We start from the raw sequence: 17,496 nt of genomic DNA, 5'->3' as shown, positions 1-17,496 counted from the left end.
GGAAAGCCGGCCGCAAAGCGGACCTGTTACGAAAGAGCTCCCCAATCCACATTGGCCGGAAGCGCTGCCCACGTAAGATAAAGCCCGTGACTAGCGAACAGACAACGACATTTGACCTTTCGGCATCCTTCAAGGCCTACGACGTCCGTGGGATTGTAGGCGAGTCGATCACCGCCGAAATCGTCGAAGCCGTGGGGGCCGCGTTCGTGGATGTCCTGCAGCTCGAAGGCCAGACCATCGTGGTGGGCGGGGACATGCGCCCCTCCTCCCCCGAGTTCACCAAGGCCTTCGCCAACGGAGCGGCAGCCCGCGGCGCCAATGTGGAGCTCCTGGACCTGATCTCCACCGATGAGCTGTACTTTGCCTGCGGGTTCCTCAACCGCGCCGGGGCCACCTTCACCGCCAGCCACAACCCCGCCGAATACAACGGCATCAAGATGGCCAAGGCGGGCGCCGTCCCCATCTCCTCCGAAACCGGCCTCAAGGAGATCCAGGCCCTCGCGGAGCAGTACCTCAACTCCGGGTCCATCCCCGCAGGCGGCACGCGCGGCCTCATCAGTGTCCGCGACGTGCTCAAGGACTACTCCGAGTACCTCCGCAAGCTCGTTGACCTTTCCGCGTCCCGCCCCCTGAAGGTGGTGGTGGATGCAGGCAACGGCATGGCCGGCCTGACCACCCCGGCCGTCCTGGGTGACGCGCTGCTGCCCAAGCTGCCTTTCGATATCGTTCCCCTGTATTTCGAACTGGACGGTTCCTTCCCCAACCACCCGGCCAACCCCCTGGAGCCGGAAAACCTCCGCGACCTGCAGGCAGCTGTCATCGAACACGGCGCGGACATCGGCCTGGCCTTCGACGGCGACGCCGACCGCTGCTTTGTCATCGACGAGAAGGGCGAGCCCGTCTCGCCGTCGGCCATCACCGGCATGGTGGCCCGCCGCGAGATCGCCCGCGCCAAGGCCCAGGGCGAGGAAAAGCCCGCCATCATCCACAACCTGCTGACCTCCCGCGCCGTCGCCGAACTGGTGGAGCACGACGGCGGCCGCGCCGTCCGCACGCGCGTGGGCCACTCCTTCATCAAGGCAGTCATGGCAAAGGAAGGCGCAGTATTCGGCGGCGAGCACTCCGCCCACTTCTACTTCCGCGACTTCTGGAACGCTGACACCGGCATGCTGGCCGCCATGCACGTCCTGGCAGCCCTGGGCGAGCAGGACGGCCCGCTCTCCGAGCTGGCCCGCGAATACGAGCCGTATGTCAGCTCCGGCGAGATCAACTCCGAGGTGGAGGACAAGCCCGCAGCGGTGGAGCGGGTGCGCCAGGCCTTCGCGGACGAGGACCTCACCGTGGACAACATGGATGGCAGCACGTTCACGGCCAACGACGGCAGCTACTGGTTCAACCTCCGCCCCTCCAACACCGAACCGTTCCTGCGGCTCAATGCCGAGGCAACGGACCGGGCCACCATGGAACGCATCCGCGACCGCGTCCTGTCCCTGGTGCGGGCCTAACAGCGGATGGCTGACCACACGGGGCAGGCAGCAGGCGGAACCGGCGGGCAGGAAAGCTGGCGCGATTCCGTCTCCGAGGCCACGGCAACTGACCTGGAGAACCTCCTGGGCACGGGCGTCAGCGCGGCCCAGGAGCAGCTCCAGCGCAACGGCGGTTTCCTGCCTTTCGCGCTGACAGTCCAGAACGACGGCGAGGTGCGGCTGGTGGCCGTCTCGCCTGCTGATGCCGCCGACGGCGCGGACGGGGATTTCGACGCGGATGCCATGATCCACGACCTTCAGGCCCTCCTCCGCCAGAACCGGGACGATTTCCGCGCCGCCGCGGTGGTCTGCGACATCCTGCTGGTGGAGGAGGATTCGGACGCCATCCATGTGGCCGCCGAACACCGCGACGGATCCCTGTTTGCGGCCGTGCTGCCATACTCCGCCAACGCAACCACACAGTCCTGGGAGTTCGGTGAACTGGGCGCGGACGCCAGCGAGCCTGCGATCTGGGTGGACTAGACCGGACCCGCAGCCATGAAGATCAATGCCTTCGCTGACGTCAGCCTGCGAGCACTCATGGTGCTCGCAGCCGTTCCGGACGGCACGCTGCTCACCACCCAGAGCATCGCGGACGCGGTGGGCACACCCTACAACCATGTCAGCAAGGCCATGGCCAAACTGCGGAGCATGGGCCTGATTGAGGTTGTCCGGGGCCGGTCCGGCGGTTCCCGGCTCAGCCATGCGGGCCGGATCGCCTCCGTGGGCCAGATCCTGCGGCAGCTTGATACCCGCACCGATCCTGCCGATTGTGTTGCGCCTGGCGGCAACTGCCCGCTCATTAACGAGTGCAAACTGCGCGGCGCACTGGCCCGCGCCCGCGAAGCCTTCTATGCGGAGTTGGACTCCGTGGTGATCGCGGAACTCCCCCAGGCCCGGCAAATGGCTCCGGTCTTCCAGATGATCGGCCTCCGCCCAGGGCTTTGAACCGACTATCCGAGCGCAGGCTCCCGGTTTGATTTCAAACTTCTACAAGGTGTAGAACTGAGGCAGAAATACTCGTATTTCAAATATGAGTTTTCCTCCGGCCGGACGAAGGCCCCGGCCACTACCTCAGGAGTTCAGATGCTCTCGGACAAGTCCCGCCCCGTCATTGAGGCCACCCTGCCGCTGGTCGGTTCCCGGATCGGATCCATCACCCCCAACTTCTACGCCCGCCTGTTCGCGGCGCACCCCGAACTGATGGATGGCCTGTTCAGCCGCTCCAACCAGCGCTCCGGCAACCAGCAGCAGGCCCTCGCCGGGAGCATCGCCGCCTTCGCCACCCATCTGGTGAACAACCCGGGCACCCTGCCGGAAACTGTCCTTTCGCGCATCGCGCACCGGCACGCCTCCCTGGGCATCACGGAGCCGCAGTACCAGGTGGTCTACGAGCACCTGTTCGCCGCCATCGCCGAGGACCTGGCCGAGGTGATCACTCCTGAAATCGCCGAAGCCTGGACCGAGGTGTACTGGCTGATGGCGGACGCCCTGATCAAGCTCGAAAAGGGCCTCTACGCCGCGCAGGCCAACGACAAAATGTGGACGCCCTGGCGGGTGGCAGCCAAGGCACCGGCAGGAACCGGGTCCATGACCTTCACCCTGGAGCCGGCCGACGACACCCCCGTCACCCCCGCCCTGCCCGGCCAGTACATCAGCGTCAAGGTGGCCCTCCCGGACGGGCTGCGCCAGGTCCGCCAGTACTCCCTCTCCGGCGATGCAGGCACCAGCCGCATCTTCACCACCAAGCTGGACGACGGCGGCGAGGTCTCCCCCGTCCTGCACCACACCGTCCAGGTGGGCGACGTCGTCGAGATCTCCAACCCCTACGGCGAGATCACGCTCAAGGAGGGCGACGGCCCCGTGGTCCTCGCCTCCGCCGGCATCGGCTGCACGCCCACCGCCTCCATCCTCCGCTCCCTCGCCGAATCAGGCTCCGACCGGCAGGTCCTGGTGCTGCATGCCGAAAGCACCCTGGACAGCTGGGCCCTGCGCAGCCAGATGACGGACGACGTCGAGCGCCTGGACGGCGCGGAACTCCAGCTGTGGCTGGAGAAGCCGGTGGAGGGCGCCCGGGAAGGGTTCATGTCCCTGCGCGAAGTGGACCTTCCGGCGGACGCCTCCCTCTACCTCTGCGGCCCCCTGCCGTTCATGAAGAACATCCGCAACGAGGCCATCAACGCCGGCATCCCGGCCACCAAGATCCACTACGAGGTCTTCGGCCCGGACATCTGGCTCGCCAGCTGAAACAGCCATCCAACGACGGCGGCCCCGCACCTTTTCGAAAAAGGTGCGGGGCCGCCGTCCTGGCTTCAGCAGTGACTAGTGCTTGGCCATGCGTTCCTTGAGGGAAGCGAGCTCGGCACGCAGGGCATCCGGGAGTGAATCCCCGAACTTGGCGTACCACTCCTCGATGGAGGCCAGCTCGGCGTCCCATTCCCCGCGGTCCACGCGGACAGCGTCCTCCACGTGGGCGTGGGTCAGGTCAAGGCCGGTGAGGTCAAGTGAATGGCCGGCGGGCACGAAGCCGATGGGTGTTTCGACGGCGTCCGCCGTCCCTTCGATCCGCTCGATGGCCCACTTCAGTACGCGGGCGTTGTCGCCGAAGCCGGGCCAGGCAAATCCACCGTCGGCGGTGCGGCGGAACCAGTTCACCAGGAAGATGTGCGGCAGGCGTTCGGGGTTGGCCTTCCCGGAGACGCTGATCCAGTGCTTCAGGTAGTCGCCGGCGTCGTAACCGATGAAGGGCAGCATGGCCATCGGGTCGCGGCGGAGCACGCCGACCTGTCCGGCGGCTGCGGCCGTGGTTTCGGAGGAAAGGGTGGACCCCATGAAGATGCCGTTGGTCCAGCTGCGTGCCTCGGTGACCAGGGGAACGGTGGTCTTGCGGCGGCCGCCGAACAGGATGGCCGAGAGCTCCACGCCTTCCGGGCTGTAGTATTCCTCGGCAAGCATGTCCACCTGCGAGATGGGGGTGCAGAACCGGGAGTTCGGGTGGGCGGCGGGACGGCCCGAATCTGGGGTCCAGGAGTTGCCCTGCCAGTCGGTCAGGTGCGCCGGAACCTCGTCCGTCATGCCCTCCCACCAGACGCCGCCGTCGTCGGTCAATGCCACGTTGGTGAAGATGCTGTGGCCCTTGGCAATGGCGCGCATGGCGTTCGGGTTGGTGCCCCAGCCGGTGCCGGGGGCTACGCCGAAGAGGCCGGCCTCCGGGTTGGTGGCGCGCAGCTCGCCTTCCTTGCCGATCCGCATCCAGGTGATGTCGTCGCCAAGGGTTTCGACTTCCCAGCCTTCAATGGTGGGGTCGAGCAGGGCAAGGTTGGTCTTGCCGCAGGCCGAGGGGAAGGCCGCGGACATGTAGTACGACTTCTTCTCCGGCGAGGTGAGCTTGAGGATGAGCATGTGCTCGGCCAGCCAGCCCTCGTCACGCGCCATGACCGAGGCGATGCGCAGGGCGTAGCACTTCTTCCCAAGGAGGGCGTTGCCGCCGTAGCCGGAGCCAAAGGACCAGATGGAGCGCTCTTCGGGGAAGTGGACAATCCATTTGTCCGGGTTGCAGGGCCACGGCACGTCGTCCTGGCCGGGGGCCAGCGGTGCGCCGAGGGAGTGCAGGGCCGGAACGAAGAAGGCGTTGGTGGCCGTAATCCTGTCCAGGACCTCGGTGCCGATGTTCGCCATGATGCGCATGGAAGCGACAACGTAGGCGCTGTCGGTGATTTCCACGCCGAACTTGGGGTCCTCTGCGTCGAGGTGGCCCATGACGAACGGGATGACGTACATGGTGCGGCCGCGCATGGAACCGGCGAACAGCCCGCGCAGCTTCTCCTTCATCTCCCGCGGTTCCATCCAGTTATTGGTGAAGCCGGCGTCACGCCGGTTTTCCGAGCAGATGAAGGTCTGTTCCTCGACGCGGGCGACGTCAGCGGGATCGGAGAACGCAGCGAAGGAGTTCGGGAAGAGGTCCTGGTTGAGCCTGGTCAGGGTGCCGGCAGCAACAAGCTCGTCGGTAAGGCGGGTGTTTTCCTCTTCGGACCCGTCAACCCAGTAAATGCGGTCCGGCTGCGTAAGCTCAGCAACCTCTTCGACCCATGCCAGCAGGCCAGCATGTGTGGTGGGTGCTTTCTCAAGCAGCGGCTTCTGCGCCAGATCGCCCATTGCAGTTCCCTTCCTCGGGTTCATCGGTGTGAGCTAAATGCTATGGTCCGGACCAGTGGAGTTTTTGGGGAGCTTGACTGACATCTCCGGTCACCAAAAGTGAATTCCGCGGAAAATCAAGGAATTATTCCCGCAAAAGCGCCGATTAAGTGACAAAGGTCACCTATACCGGTCTAGTTGCGGAGATTACAGTCGGTTCGATTTGGCACTACGGGCCCTGCTCGCGTAAAGTAATTCGAGGTTCGGGGAGAGCGGTTCTTCTCCCGGGACACGGAATGCGCCCATAGCTCAGCTGGATAGAGCGTCTGTCTACGGAACAGAAGGTCAGGGGTTCGAATCCCTTTGGGCGCACCAACAAGGTCCGCACCGGCTCGCCGGTGCGGACCTTTTTTGTGCAGCCGGGCCCGTGATCCCCGGCTAGGCTTTGCACATGATGCCCGACGCCGCTGAGCGCGAATTTGATGTTGTTGTTATCGGCGCAGGCGCCGTGGGGGAAAACGTGGCCGGCCGCGTTGTGGAGGGCGGGCTCACCGCCGTGCTCGTGGAAGCGGAACTGGTGGGCGGCGAATGCTCCTACTGGGCCTGCATGCCATCGAAGGCACTCCTGCGGCCCGGCACCGCGCTGCACGGAGCACAGACGACGCCGGGCGCCAAGGAAGCAGTCACCCGTACCCTCGATGCCGCGGCCGTCCTGGAACGCCGAAACTATTTCACCTCCAACTGGCAGGACGACAGCCAGGTCTCATGGGTGGAGGACACCGGCATCGACCTGGTGCGCGGCCATGCATGGCTGACCGCCTCCAGGGCGGTGGAGGTGGCAGGCCTGGACGGTACCCGCCACCTGCTGCGGGCGCGGCATGCCGTAGTACTCGCCACCGGCTCCACCCCCAACACCCCGCCCATCGACGGTCTGCAGGATGTACAGGTCTGGGGAACCCGTGAAGCCACATCGGCGGCCGAGGTTCCGGAGCGCCTGGCAGTATTGGGCGGCGGCGTGGCCGGCGCCGAACTGGCCCAGGCCTTCGCCCGCCTGGGCTCCAGCGTGACCCTGGTGGCGCGCAGCGGGCTGCTGGGCAACTTTCCGGAGGAGGCCGCGGCACTGGTTGCGGCGGGACTGCGCGCGGACGGCGTCGAACTCCGCTTGAACACCGCCACCAAGCGCATCAGCGAGAACGGCGACGGCACCCTCACCGTCAGCCTGGGCGACGGAACCGACGTCACGGCCGAGAAGGTCCTGGTCTCAACGGGCCGGCATCCGGCCCTCGAAGGCCTGGGCCTGGAGAGCGTCGGGTTCGAGCCGGACGGCTCCGGGCACCTTTCGCTCACCACGGACACCTCCGGCCTGGTCCAGGGAACCCCCGGTGACGAACCCTGGCTGTACGCGGTGGGAGACGCCGCCGGCCATAACCTTTTCACCCACCAGGGCAAGTACGAGGCGCGGGCCACCGCTGACGCCATTGCTGCACGGGCCAGGGGCGAACTCAAGGGCACGCCCGGCGAGTGGACCCGCTTCGCCCAGACGGCCAACCAGCACGCCGTGCCCAGCGTCGTCTTCACGGACCCCGAGCTGGCCAGCGTGGGACGCACCCTGCAGGCGGCCAGGAAGGACGGGTACAACGCGTCCTCGGTGGAGCTGCCCATCCAGGTGGCCGGATCGTCGCTCCATTCGGAGAACTACCAAGGCTGGGCCCAACTGGTGGTTGATGAAGACCGACGGGTCCTCCTTGGCGCAACGTTCGCCGGCCCGGACGTGGCGGAACTGCTGCACGCGGCCACGATCGCCGTGGTGGGCGAGGTGCCGCTGGACCGCCTGTGGCATGCCGTCCCCTCCTACCCCACCATCAGTGAGGTGTGGCTCCGGCTGCTGGAGAAGTACGGCCTGTGACACTTATTTGAACTGACCAGTCAGTTCGGTTAGCCTTGATGCAGACCATTCCTGCGAAAGGCAAGCCTTGCTCTCAGCACTCCAGCTCCATGCCAAAGGACGCCGGGACCCGCTGCTTCCGCCAACCTCGCTGGCCTTGGGCCGCGGCGAACTGCTGCTCGTTACCGGTGACCGCCAGGACCAGCGCACCGCTTTGTCCCTCCTGCTCAGCGGGAGGATGAAGGCTTCGGGCGGCCAGGCCGGCTGGGACAACAGTCCCCGGACCAAGCAGCTCCGCCTGGCAGCGGCCCTGGTGGACTCCCCCGGCGTCAATGAACCTGAAGAACACCTCAGCGTCCGCGACCTGGTGACCGAGGACCTGGCCCTGATACCCCGGCGCTACCGTGGGGCATTGCTCAGCGGCCCGTGGCTCAAGGTCAACCGGTTCGAGGACATCGCGGGCCTCTGGACGGAACAGCTTGAACCCCGCCGGCGGCTCGAACTCCTCACGGCGCTGGCCCTGGCCAACCCCCGCACGGACCTGCTGGTGGTGGATTCCCCGGACCGCCACAGTGCAGATGAGCTCACCTGGCTGCCGCGCCTGCAGCAGCTGGCGTACGACGGCGGGCGGCCGCTTGCCGTCGTTGCGGCCGTCAGCGCCGTCCCCGGCTCATGGGACGGGCCCGTCGCCGCCATCGGCAACGCCGCCCCGGAGCCGGCCCCTGCCGCGGAAGCCGGGCCGGACCCGGAAAACCAGGAAACCCCACTCGAAACAGAGGTTGCCAAGTGACTGTCCTGCGGCTGGCCCGCTCCGAACTCAAGCGCATGACCGGCGGCCTGCTCCCCAAGCTGACCATTCTGGCGCTGACCATGGTCCCCCTCCTCTACGGCGCGGTGTACCTCTACGCGAACTGGGATCCGTACGGCCACCTCAACAACCTGGACGCAGCCCTGGTGGTGGAGGATGCGGGCGCAACCACGGCGGACGGCAGCCGGCTTGAGGCCGGAACAAAAGTGGCGGACAGCCTGGTGGAAGGCAATGTCTTCCACTGGGTGCCGGTGGCCAGCTCCACGGAGGCCGACGCGGGTGTGAGCAGCGGGCAGTACGCCTTCGCACTGAAGATCCCCAAGGACTTTTCGGCCAACCTGGTATCGCCCGGCAGCTTCGACTCGGCCAGCCAGGCCATGTTGAACGTGACCACGAACGACGCCAACAACTACCTCCTGAGCACGATCGTGGACAAGCTGACCACTGCCGTGCACTCCAGTGTCGCCAAGGAGGTGGGTGAGGAGACCGCCAACCAGCTGCTCACCGGGTTCGGCACCATCCACTCCAAGATGGTCCAGGCCGCGGACGGTGCCACCCGGCTGGCAGACGGCGTGGCCACGCTCAGGGACGGAACGGTCACCCTCCACGAGGGGACCTCGGCCCTGAGCAGCGGGGCGGACCAGTTGTACGCCGGCCAGCTGAAGCTGCGGGACGGCGCCAACCAGCTGACCGACGGCGCGGGGCAGCTCAGCAGCGGACTGTCAGTCCTGAAGGACAAGACGGCCACCCTGCCAACCGATACCCAGACCCTCGCGTCCGGCGCCGCCCAGGTGGCTGCCGGGAACGCCCAGTTGAACGCCAAGGTCCAGGATGTGGCGGCGCAGCTGGAGGCAGCGGACCAGGGACTGCGCTCCCGGGTGGTGGAGTCCAACAGCAGGCTCGTCGCCTCGGGCGTCCTGACGCAGGAGCAGGCGGACAAGGTGCTGGCGGATTTCGACGCCGCCGCGGCATCCAGCCCCGTGGCAGCGGCCAAAAGCAGGATCCAGACGGATGCGGCCCAGGTCCAGCAGCTGGCCAGCGGTTCCGAGGCGGTCAGTGTCGGCGCAGCCCAGCTGGCAGCCGGGATGCCGGCCCTCAGGGACGCGATCGCGCAGGCCTCGGCAGGGGCTGACCAGCTGCACACGGGCGCTGCCGCGCTGGCAGCCGGTGAGCAGTCCGCCGTCGACGGTGCCGCCGGCCTTGCGGACGGAGCACGGAAGGTGGATGCGGGGGCGGCGCAGGTGTCCGACGGAGCGGCCCAGGCCGCGACGGGGTCCGGTACTCTCGCCGACGAGATCGGGAAGGGCGCCGGCCAGGTCCCCAACCCGGACGATGCCCAGAAGAGCAACCTGTCCCAGGTCATGGCCGACCCTGTGGCGGTCAGCAACGTCTCGCAGGCCAAGGCCGGATCGTACGGTGCGGGGCTGGCGCCGTTCTTCCTCACGCTCGCCCTGTGGATCGGGATCTTCATGCTGGTCCAGGCCATGCGCCCCATCACCCAGCGGGCACTGGCCTCCAACGCGCCGTCGTGGAAGGTCGCGTTGGGCGGCTGGCTTCCCTTCCTGCTGGTCTCGGTGGTGCAGGCGTCGCTGCTGACCCTGGTGGTGGACGTAGCCCTGGGCCTGGACCCGGCGCACCCGGTCCTGATGTGGCTGTTCATGCTCGCCGCTGCCATGGCGTTCAGCGCGCTCATCCAGGGTGTGGTGGCGCTGCTGGGTTCGCCGGGCAAGCTGGTGGTGCTCATCCTGCTGGTCCTGCAGCTGGTGTCATCCGGCGGCACGTTCCCGTGGCAGACCACCCCGCAGCCGCTGCACGTGGTGCACCAGGTCCTGCCCATGGGTTACGTGGTGACCGGGATGCGGCACCTGATTTACGGCGGTGACCTGTCCATGATTGCCCCCACGCTGGCGGGCCTGCTGGGCTACACCCTGCTGGGGGCGGCCATGTCCACCCTCGCAGTACGCAAGAACAAATACTGGACGCTCAAGACACTGAAACCGGAGATCGCGGTATGAGCACCGAACCCACGGCCGCGGGCAAAGGGCTCCGGCCCGCCCGCACCAACGCCACCCGCCAGAAACTGTTCGATGCCTCCATGGAGCTGATCGGCGAGCGCGGCGCGGCCAGTGTCACGGTGGATGAGATTGCAGCGGCGGCCGGGGTCTCCAAGGGCACCGTCTACTACAACTTCGGCAGCAAATCGGAGCTGATCGCGCAGCTTCTGCGGCACGGTGTGGACATCCTCAAGGCGCAGCTGCTCGAGGCCGCGGACAGCGAAGGCACCGGCCGGGACCCCTTGCTGGCCATGGAAGCGATGATCGGCCAGGCCATGGATTTCATGGCCGAGTACCCTTCCTTCGCCCGCCTGTGGGTCAGCGAGAACTGGCGGATCCCCAGCGAATGGCAGGGCACCTTCTCGGTCCTGCGCCGCGAGCTCCTGGAGGTCATTGGCCAGGCCGTGGAGAGGGTGGCCAAGGCCTATCCCGTGGACGAATCGGTGTCCCGGGGCAGCCTGGAGACGGCCATCTTTGGGGCCTGCTTCGTGGTGGGCCTGGACCGGCAGACCTACAACCCCGAGCGCACCCGTGACCAAAGTGTTGCAGCAATCATGGCCATCATGCGCGGCTACGTCCTCAAGGAGCCGGCTCCTCGGGGATGATGGAGCACATGCGCCATACGGGGAAGAGCGGAAAGTTCGCGGTCATCTGTGGCGTCGTCGCTGCGGGGCTGCTGGTACTCACGGCGATGACACTGGCCGAACCGGTCTTCCTGGCTTTCCTGGGCGTCCTGGGGCTGGCCTACCTCGGCGCGCTTGCCGAGATCCTGGTCAGGCGGCGGCGGTTTGCCCTGCTGGCCGCGGGCGCCGGGACCGCCCTGGCACTCGGCTTCTCCCTGGCGTTCGTCAGCACGTGGGAGCTGGCGTTCAGCGGCCAGTCCTCATTCCTGGGCACCCCACTCCCCACGGACGACCCCGACAACTACTTCGTGGGTGCCGCCTGCGCCCTTGCCGGAACCTTCGGGATCCTCTTCCTGGGTGCATTATGGCCGGGAAGGGGCCAGACAATCCCGGCCCGCAGGCCTTCCTCCGCCAGGCGCGGAAGTCCCCAGGCAACGCTCCCCTCCGCGCGCTCCGGCAACCAGGCCTCCGCCCCTCAGCGGGCCTCCGTCACCCGTAGACCGTCCGGCGGCTCTTCGACGGCAGCTAGGCGCCCGTCGTCGTCCGCCTCCCCCTCAGCCAGGCCGGCACCCAGGTCCGGGAGCGGCTCCGCTTCCCGACGCTGACGCCGCCTGCCTGCACCGGTGAGCACCGCCGTCGCCACCCCGCCCAGGAGGAGCAGCCCGCCCGCCAGCTCCGTTGGCGACGGCACCTCACCGAGCACCAGCCATGCAGCACTCATGCCCACCACGGGGACCAGCAAGGTGAACGGAACAACAGCCGACGACGGGTGGCTGGCCAGGAGCCGGTTCCAGATTCCGTAGCCCACCAGTGAGGCGAAAACAGCGGTGTAGAGGGCGCTGAGCATGGTTGGCCCCTGGAGATTGGACAGCGAGTCCCACACGGCGCCCGGCCCGTCAACCACCAGCGACAACGCCCCCAGCGGCAGTGGCACCACAGCTCCAGACCAGACCACCAGCCCCAGGCCGGAGGCAGCCCTGGCCTTCCGGGCAATGACGTTTCCGGCTGCCCAGGACAGTGCCGCCGCCAGGACGATGACCAGCGGCAGGAGCGGTGCCACGGCGCTTCGTCCCACGGCCACCAGGGCGAGTCCTGCTACCCCCAGCCCGACACCCGCCAGCTGGCGTGCGCTGGGCCGCTCATGCAGGAACCCGGCGGCGAGCAGGACGGTCAGGAGCACCTGTGCCTGAAGCACCAGCGAGGCAAGACCGGCCGGCATGCCAAGCGCCATGGCAAGGTACAGAAGGCCGAACTGGCCGGCGCTCATGAAAAGTCCGACGCCGATAATGGCCTTCCAGCCCACGTCCGGCTTCCTGACGAAGAAGATCCAGGGGACAACCACCAGGACGAAACGCAGCGCGACGAACAGCAACGGGGGAAAATTCCGGCCGCCGGCGTGGAGCCCGATGTCGATGGCCACGAAATTCAGGCCCCACAGCAGGGCTACAAGGACGGCAAGGAGGGATTCGCGCAGGCTCACGCTCCCACTCTGGCAGAGGTATCAATGAAGCACCAGCGCGTAATTCAGCACTGAATCGTGTACGTTTTCTTCATGATCGACATCGGGTCGCTGCGCGCCCTTGCGGCAATCGAGCAGCACGGGACGGTTATTGCGGCGGCGGAAGCCATGGGATTCAGCCCGTCCGCCGTGTCCCAGCAGGTGAAGAAGTTGGAGAAAGAGGGCGGCTTCGCTGTCCTGGAACGCCGCGGCCGCGGGGTTCTGCTCACCGAGCGGGGGCTGGCCCTGGCGGCTTACGGGCGGCGCATCTTGGCAGAGCTGGAGGAGTTGGAGTCCACGCTGCTGGCAGACCCGGCAAAGCCCAGCGGCAGCCTCCGCATCGCTTCCTTTTCCACTGCCTGCCGCGGACTGGTGGGGCCTCTGCTGGCCCAGGTTGGGCAGTCGGGGGCGGCGCTCGACATTTCCGTCCTGGCGGAGGACCCGCGCGAGGCCGTAGCCAGGGTAGCCAACGGCGAAGCCGACCTGGGCCTGGTGCACAACTGGAACTCCGTCCCGCTGGTGATCCCTGAGCACCTGGCGCTGGAGTGGCTGTGCGAGGACGTGGCCGATGTCCTGGTCCACCGCGGGCATCCACTCGCACTTAGGGCGGAAGTTGACCCTGCCCAGCTTGTCGACGAGCGCTGGATCAGTACGCCGGCCGGCGCGATCTGCAATGAAGCGCTCCTGCGGATCTTCGCCGACCTGGGCCGGGTTCCGGACATCAGGGTTTACGATCCTGATTTTGCCACGCACATCGCTTTCGTGGAGCAGGGCGTGGCGGTTGCACTGGTGCCCCGGCTGGGACGCCCGGCGCTGCCTCCGGACGTCGTCGCAATTCCAGTGGTCAATCCGGTCCAGGCGCGGCAGGTGGGGTTGGTCTATCGCAGGACCATGACGGCCAGTCCGGGCATCAGGCACGTCGCGGCGCTGCTGCGCGGCATCGCGGCGGATGGGCCAGGAGCCGGTGAGGCTGGTAGCCAGTGGGCCCGGTAGCTGGTGAGGCTGGGGCTAGTGGGCCCGGGGCACCTTGAAGCGGGTGATCCGGGCATCCTGCCCATCGAGTTCCGCCCACGTCTTCTCCGTCTCCAGGACGGTAAGCGCATTGGTGGGAAAGCGGGTGGCGGCGTCCATGTAGGCGTCGTGGTCGGAGTCGCGGGAGGCGAGGTGCATGGCCAGGTCCTGCACGCCGGGCAGGTGCGCGATCACCATCAGGGTGGTCACGGTGTCCGGCACGTGGTTGACCACGGTGAGCATGCGGAGGGCCGAGGCCGCATACAGGCCGTCTTCCAGCTTGGGCGTCGGCGCTTTGTCGCCGAGTTCGGAGCAGACCCAGGTGCAGGTCTGCCGCGTGCGGAGCGCGCTGGAGCACAGGATGAAGTCCGGGACGATGTTGTGCTTGAGCAGCCAGCGGCCGGCCAGCGGCGCCTCCCGGTGCCCGCGCTCCTCGAGCGGCCGCTCATGGTCGGCCACCCCGCCGGGCCAGTCGGCCTTGGCGTGGCGCATGATCACAAGGCGTCGGACATGGTGCGAACTCATGGCCCAAGCCTAGCCCCAGCAAAAGCATGCCCACAGTGACACGAGGATCCCCAGAGGGCGGGCGCCTCCCGTACAGAGGAACTAGATCGAGTACTCCGGAGCGGCCCAGACAACAACTTCCGGGTGCTCGTAGAACCGGTAGCCCTGGCCGCGGACGGTGCGGACGGTGTTGGCGAGGCGGCCCAGTTTGGAGCGGAGGCGGCGGATGTGGACGTCGATGGTGCGCTCGTTGGGAACCTCTTCGGCGTTGCGCCAGAGACCTTCGAGCAGTTCGTCACGGCCCACGGTGCGGGTTCCGTTTTCGACGAGGTAGTTGAGGAGTTCGAACTCCTTGAACGTCAGGTTCAGGGATTCGCCGTCGAGGTGGACTTCGCGGCGGGCGAGGTCGATGAGCACGCCGGAGGGGCGGGGTTCCTGCGGCTGGGCAGGGCGCGGGGTTTCCGAGCGCTGGCGGGAGTTCACGGTGGGGTCGCCGAAGGTGGAACGGACGACGTCGAGAGCGGAACCGGGGGTGCCGGCCGGGGCTACTGCGACGGCGGCGTAGCTTTCGGCGCCGGAGACCAGCGACTGGGCGTATGCGCGGATTTCCTGTGCGAGCTTGGCGATGGAGGTTCCGGCTGCTGCCGCGGTCTCCTCGTCGATGCCCATGTAGAGGACGAAACCGCGGGCGACGTTCTCGTTGGCGACAGGGCGGACCTCGTTGGCGCCGGGAACGACGGGGGTGGGAGCGGTCACCGGCGCGGAGTCTGCGGGATGTACGGCGCGGAGCTGCCCGTATGAGTTGGGGTTGTATCCCTGCGGGGCGAAACCCTGGCCGGGGAAGCTGCTTCCGGGAGTGGAGGGAGCGAGTGCCGGGCGCAGGCCGAAACCGGGACGAAGGCCGGAGGGCTGGCCTGCCTTGGCGGCGTTACGGACTGAGATGTGGACGTATCCGGATGCAACTGACATGAAATGCTTACCTCAATGTGAAATGGCCGTTTTCGCGGCTCGAATGCTGGCTTCCCCGTCACAGGAACCGGGGATGGGCGCCCGACGCTGGGCTTGGGGGCGAATGCCTAAGAACTTCGTTGGGTGGGAAGGTCAGGCGTGCATTCGACAACAGCGCATGTCGGCAGCAGCGGATGTGCTGGGCCAATATTCTGCGGCTGCAGGTGCTGTTGAGTTCTTGTTCACATTGGAAGTGTGCAGCGTAACAATGCCAACTTGCAAGTAACAATGGACCAAATCGTCCGCATTGTGAGACGAAACGCAGAATTGTGCGGTAGATCACTATTTCGGAAGAGGGATTTATTTTTGATGCTTATCCGGTGAACGGCCTTCTATCTACCCGTTTGCAGAACATTATTCGCTCGAATCAGATTTGACCGAATCTCTCTGAAATTCAACCGTTTGACATAGAATCGGCTGGACAGGCCCCTCTCCTGTCCAGCCGACATTGCCTCTCCTCCAGAATTTTTTTGCCGCGGGACCGTCGAGTGCCCGGCCCCATATGGTTCGCCCCGTTCGTCTTTGCGTGTCAGTTACTGCTTGCTCCGGAGCCCGGAGTGGTTGCCGTGCCGGATGTTGCCAGCTGGATGGTCTGGGCGGTGTAGGTGTCCGAATCCTTCACGGCCGTCACCCGGACGCCCGCTCCTGTGGTCACGTTGGACATGCTGAGCGAGCTGCTGGTGGATGCACTGCCCCGCTGCCGCATTCCCTGCGTGACCTGCACGCCGGAACCGACCGCATAGGTACGGGAGAAGCCGTCCCCGCTCTTGACGGTCAGGGAGGTCGCGGAAACCTCCGTGACCGTGCCTGTCTGGCCCGCCATGGTCACGTAGGTCGAATCCTGGAGGACCACGTATTCGGAGTGGACGGCAGCGTTCAGGCCGGCCGCTCCCATCCCCAGGCCACCGGGGCCGCCGTCCATGCCCATGCCGCCGGGGCCCATCATGCCGCCCTGTCCGGTCATGCCGCTTTGTCCTCCCGGGCCCAACTGGCCCGCGGCACCTGTGCCCTGGCCGTTGTTCGCGGACGCCGCAGTGGCACCGTTTCCGGCAGCGTAGGCGCCGGCACCGGCCGCGGCGCCCACAACCACCGCCACGCCGCCTACCAACAGGCCCTTCTTCGCGGTCCAGTTTCCTTTCCCGGAACGGGAAGACGTGCCGGAGGCGTACGGCTGCGGCACGCCCCACCCACCGCCGGCGTTTGGCGCCTGGCCAGGTGCCGCCGTCGTTCCCCAGCCTGCGGAAGGCGCAGCGGAAGCGGATGAACCCCAACCCTGCACAGGCTGCCCCTGGGGTGACCGGGCCGGCTCCCCGCGGCCGCTGGTACTGCCTGCGGGGACACCCCATCCTGTGGCTGCCCCGTCCCGGTCGGTGCCGTCGGCTGCCCCGCCCCAGACTGGAGCCGGCTGGGGCGCGTGTCCTGAGGCGCCGGGTTGCCCCGATGCCCCGGGGACGGCGCGGTCATCTTGCTGATCCATGGCTTTCTCCAAGAAGTTGAAACTGATGGTGGTGATGCTGTTGTTCCAACAGGGTCTGCCGCCATGCTGTGCGGCGGCTGTGCGGCAGGCCAAGCCTGCCTGTGACCTTCGGGGCCGCATCCCCAAGGCAGAGCTTGCGGTGGGTTCAGGTGGCTAGGCTGGACCTCACAGCTGGAGCACAGCAACGGCAAAGCGTCGGCAAACCGACAGATCGGAGAGTTGTCCCATGGCATCCCCGCACTCCATGACCAACAACCTTCCCCAGCTCACCCACCCGGACGGGTCGCCGATCCGCGCCCTGGTGGTGGATGACGAGCCGAGCCTGTCCGAGCTCATGAGCATGGGCCTGCGCATGGCGGGCTGGTCTGTGGCCGTGGCAGCGGACGGTCCCACTGCCGTCAAGCTCGCCAAGGACTTCCACCCGGATGTCCTGGTGCTGGACGTCATGCTGCCGGGGTTCGACGGCGTGGAGCTGCTGGGCAGGATCCGCGCCTTTGCGCCGGAGGTGCCTGCGCTCTTCCTGACGGCCAAAGACGACGTCCAGGACCGCATTGTGGGACTGGCCGCCGGCGGGGACGACTACGTCACCAAGCCCTTCAGCATGGAGGAAGTCCTGCTGCGCCTGCACCGGCTGGTGCAGCGTTCCGGCGTGGCCGCCATGGACACTGCCGAACTGGTGGTCGGCGACCTGGTGCTCAATGTGGACACCCGTGAAGTCACCCGTGCCGGGGAAGGGATCCAGCTGACGGCAACACAGTTCGAGCTCCTCAGGTACCTGATGGAAAACCCCAAGCGCGTGGTCAGCAAGGCCCAGATCCTGGACCACGTCTGGGATTACGACTTCGGCGGCCAGGCGAACATCGTGGAACTGTACATTTCCTACCTGCGCAAGAAGATCGAAGCCAACCATCCGCCGATGATCCACACCGTGCGCGGAGCAGGCTACGTCATCAAGCCCGCAGACTAGC

Annotated in this window: 15 protein-coding genes and 1 tRNA gene; 11 read left to right on the top strand and 5 right to left on the bottom strand. The window is 66.8% G+C overall.

Going from position 1 to position 17,496, the window contains the following annotated elements:
• Positions 1–86: 86 nt before the first annotated feature.
• From FB478_RS09525 to FB478_RS09510, 4 genes are all read left to right on the top strand, one after another.
• Positions 87–1,505: a phosphomannomutase/phosphoglucomutase gene (locus tag FB478_RS09525; protein ID WP_018771221.1), complete on the top strand. Its 1,419-nt coding sequence runs from the start codon at positions 87–89 to the stop codon at positions 1,503–1,505.
• A gap of 6 nt (positions 1,506–1,511) precedes the next feature.
• The gene (locus FB478_RS09520; RefSeq protein ID WP_144600277.1) at positions 1,512–2,009 is read left to right on the top strand and encodes a hypothetical protein; all 498 of its coding nucleotides are present in this window, start codon (positions 1,512–1,514) and stop codon (positions 2,007–2,009) included.
• Between the two features lie 15 nt (positions 2,010–2,024).
• Positions 2,025–2,474 carry an Rrf2 family transcriptional regulator gene (locus tag FB478_RS09515; protein ID WP_018771223.1) on the top strand — a complete coding sequence of 150 codons (450 nt, stop codon included), beginning with the start codon at positions 2,025–2,027 and terminating at the stop codon, positions 2,472–2,474.
• Between the two features lie 138 nt (positions 2,475–2,612).
• On the top strand, positions 2,613–3,773 hold the full coding sequence (locus tag FB478_RS09510; RefSeq protein ID WP_018771224.1) for a globin domain-containing protein: 1,161 nt from the start codon (positions 2,613–2,615) through the stop codon (positions 3,771–3,773).
• A gap of 75 nt (positions 3,774–3,848) precedes the next feature.
• Here the strand turns inward: FB478_RS09510 and FB478_RS09505 are convergent, their stop codons facing one another.
• Positions 3,849–5,681, bottom strand: a complete 1,833-nt coding sequence (locus FB478_RS09505; RefSeq protein ID WP_144600276.1) for a phosphoenolpyruvate carboxykinase (GTP) — start codon at positions 5,679–5,681, stop codon at positions 3,849–3,851.
• Between the two features lie 277 nt (positions 5,682–5,958).
• Between FB478_RS09505 and FB478_RS09500 the strand changes: the two genes are divergently transcribed.
• The 5 genes from FB478_RS09500 to FB478_RS09480 all read left to right on the top strand — a co-directional run bounded on the left by FB478_RS09500 (position 5,959) and on the right by FB478_RS09480 (position 11,012).
• Positions 5,959–6,035, top strand: a tRNA-Arg gene (locus tag FB478_RS09500).
• A 76-nt stretch (positions 6,036–6,111) separates the two neighbouring features.
• A complete protein-coding gene (locus FB478_RS09495; protein WP_144600275.1) occupies positions 6,112–7,566 on the top strand; it encodes an NAD(P)/FAD-dependent oxidoreductase in 1,455 nt (484 codons plus the stop codon).
• A 67-nt stretch (positions 7,567–7,633) separates the two neighbouring features.
• The gene (locus tag FB478_RS09490) at positions 7,634–8,335 is read left to right on the top strand and encodes an ABC transporter ATP-binding protein (protein ID WP_144600274.1); all 702 of its coding nucleotides are present in this window, start codon (positions 7,634–7,636) and stop codon (positions 8,333–8,335) included.
• Positions 8,332–10,368 carry a YhgE/Pip domain-containing protein gene (locus tag FB478_RS09485; RefSeq protein ID WP_144600273.1) on the top strand — a complete coding sequence of 679 codons (2,037 nt, stop codon included), beginning with the start codon at positions 8,332–8,334 and terminating at the stop codon, positions 10,366–10,368. The genes FB478_RS09490 and FB478_RS09485 overlap by 4 nt, the downstream gene beginning before the upstream one ends.
• Positions 10,365–11,012, top strand: a complete 648-nt coding sequence (locus tag FB478_RS09480) for a TetR/AcrR family transcriptional regulator (RefSeq protein WP_018771229.1) — start codon at positions 10,365–10,367, stop codon at positions 11,010–11,012. Before FB478_RS09485 ends, FB478_RS09480 begins: the two co-directional genes overlap by 4 nt.
• Positions 11,013–11,505: 493 nt before the next feature.
• On the opposite strand, the gene FB478_RS09470 is transcribed toward FB478_RS09480, so the two are convergent.
• The gene (locus FB478_RS09470; protein WP_144600272.1) at positions 11,506–12,510 is read right to left on the bottom strand and encodes an EamA family transporter; all 1,005 of its coding nucleotides are present in this window, start codon (positions 12,508–12,510) and stop codon (positions 11,506–11,508) included.
• A gap of 72 nt (positions 12,511–12,582) precedes the next feature.
• On the opposite strand from FB478_RS09470, the gene FB478_RS09465 reads away from it, so the two are divergent.
• Positions 12,583–13,521: a LysR family transcriptional regulator gene (locus FB478_RS09465; protein WP_144600271.1), complete on the top strand. Its 939-nt coding sequence runs from the start codon at positions 12,583–12,585 to the stop codon at positions 13,519–13,521.
• Between the two features lie 15 nt (positions 13,522–13,536).
• Here the strand turns inward: FB478_RS09465 and FB478_RS09460 are convergent, their stop codons facing one another.
• The 3 genes from FB478_RS09460 to FB478_RS09450 form a co-directional block, all read right to left on the bottom strand.
• A complete protein-coding gene (locus FB478_RS09460; RefSeq protein ID WP_026266065.1) occupies positions 13,537–14,064 on the bottom strand; it encodes a histidine phosphatase family protein in 528 nt (175 codons plus the stop codon).
• 81 nt (positions 14,065–14,145) lie between these two features.
• On the bottom strand, positions 14,146–15,012 hold the full coding sequence (locus FB478_RS09455; protein WP_144600270.1) for a winged helix-turn-helix domain-containing protein: 867 nt from the start codon (positions 15,010–15,012) through the stop codon (positions 14,146–14,148).
• A gap of 568 nt (positions 15,013–15,580) precedes the next feature.
• Positions 15,581–16,528 carry a hypothetical protein gene (locus FB478_RS09450; protein WP_144600269.1) on the bottom strand — a complete coding sequence of 316 codons (948 nt, stop codon included), beginning with the start codon at positions 16,526–16,528 and terminating at the stop codon, positions 15,581–15,583.
• Between the two features lie 226 nt (positions 16,529–16,754).
• Between FB478_RS09450 and FB478_RS09445 the strand changes: the two genes are divergently transcribed.
• Complete coding sequence (locus tag FB478_RS09445) at positions 16,755–17,495, top strand: response regulator transcription factor (protein WP_018771234.1); 741 nt, start codon at positions 16,755–16,757, stop codon at positions 17,493–17,495.
• Position 17,496: the final 1 nt, after the last annotated feature.

The organism is Arthrobacter sp. AG367, assembly GCF_007828995.1.
In the GTDB taxonomy this organism is placed as follows: Bacteria; Actinomycetota; Actinomycetes; order Actinomycetales; family Micrococcaceae; genus Arthrobacter.
This window is presented reverse-complemented; position numbering and strand designations above follow the sequence as displayed.

What these genes read in the sequence shown, in the direction of transcription:
- FB478_RS09520 (WP_144600277.1), top strand. Translation starts at nt 1,512, where the DNA reads ATGGCTGACCACACGGGGCAGGCAGCAGGCGGAACCGGCGGGCAGGAA.
- FB478_RS09515 (WP_018771223.1), top strand. Translation starts at nt 2,025, where the DNA reads ATGAAGATCAATGCCTTCGCTGACGTCAGCCTGCGAGCACTCATGGTG.
- FB478_RS09510 (WP_018771224.1), top strand. Translation starts at nt 2,613, where the DNA reads ATGCTCTCGGACAAGTCCCGCCCCGTCATTGAGGCCACCCTGCCGCTG.
- FB478_RS09505 (WP_144600276.1), bottom strand. Translation starts at nt 5,681, where the DNA reads ATGGGCGATCTGGCGCAGAAGCCGCTGCTTGAGAAAGCACCCACCACA.
- FB478_RS09495 (WP_144600275.1), top strand. Translation starts at nt 6,112, where the DNA reads ATGATGCCCGACGCCGCTGAGCGCGAATTTGATGTTGTTGTTATCGGC.
- FB478_RS09480 (WP_018771229.1), top strand. Translation starts at nt 10,365, where the DNA reads ATGAGCACCGAACCCACGGCCGCGGGCAAAGGGCTCCGGCCCGCCCGC.
- FB478_RS09465 (WP_144600271.1), top strand. Translation starts at nt 12,583, where the DNA reads ATGATCGACATCGGGTCGCTGCGCGCCCTTGCGGCAATCGAGCAGCAC.
- FB478_RS09460 (WP_026266065.1), bottom strand. Translation starts at nt 14,064, where the DNA reads ATGAGTTCGCACCATGTCCGACGCCTTGTGATCATGCGCCACGCCAAG.
- FB478_RS09455 (WP_144600270.1), bottom strand. Translation starts at nt 15,012, where the DNA reads ATGTCAGTTGCATCCGGATACGTCCACATCTCAGTCCGTAACGCCGCC.
- FB478_RS09450 (WP_144600269.1), bottom strand. Translation starts at nt 16,528, where the DNA reads ATGGATCAGCAAGATGACCGCGCCGTCCCCGGGGCATCGGGGCAACCC.
- FB478_RS09445 (WP_018771234.1), top strand. Translation starts at nt 16,755, where the DNA reads ATGGCATCCCCGCACTCCATGACCAACAACCTTCCCCAGCTCACCCAC.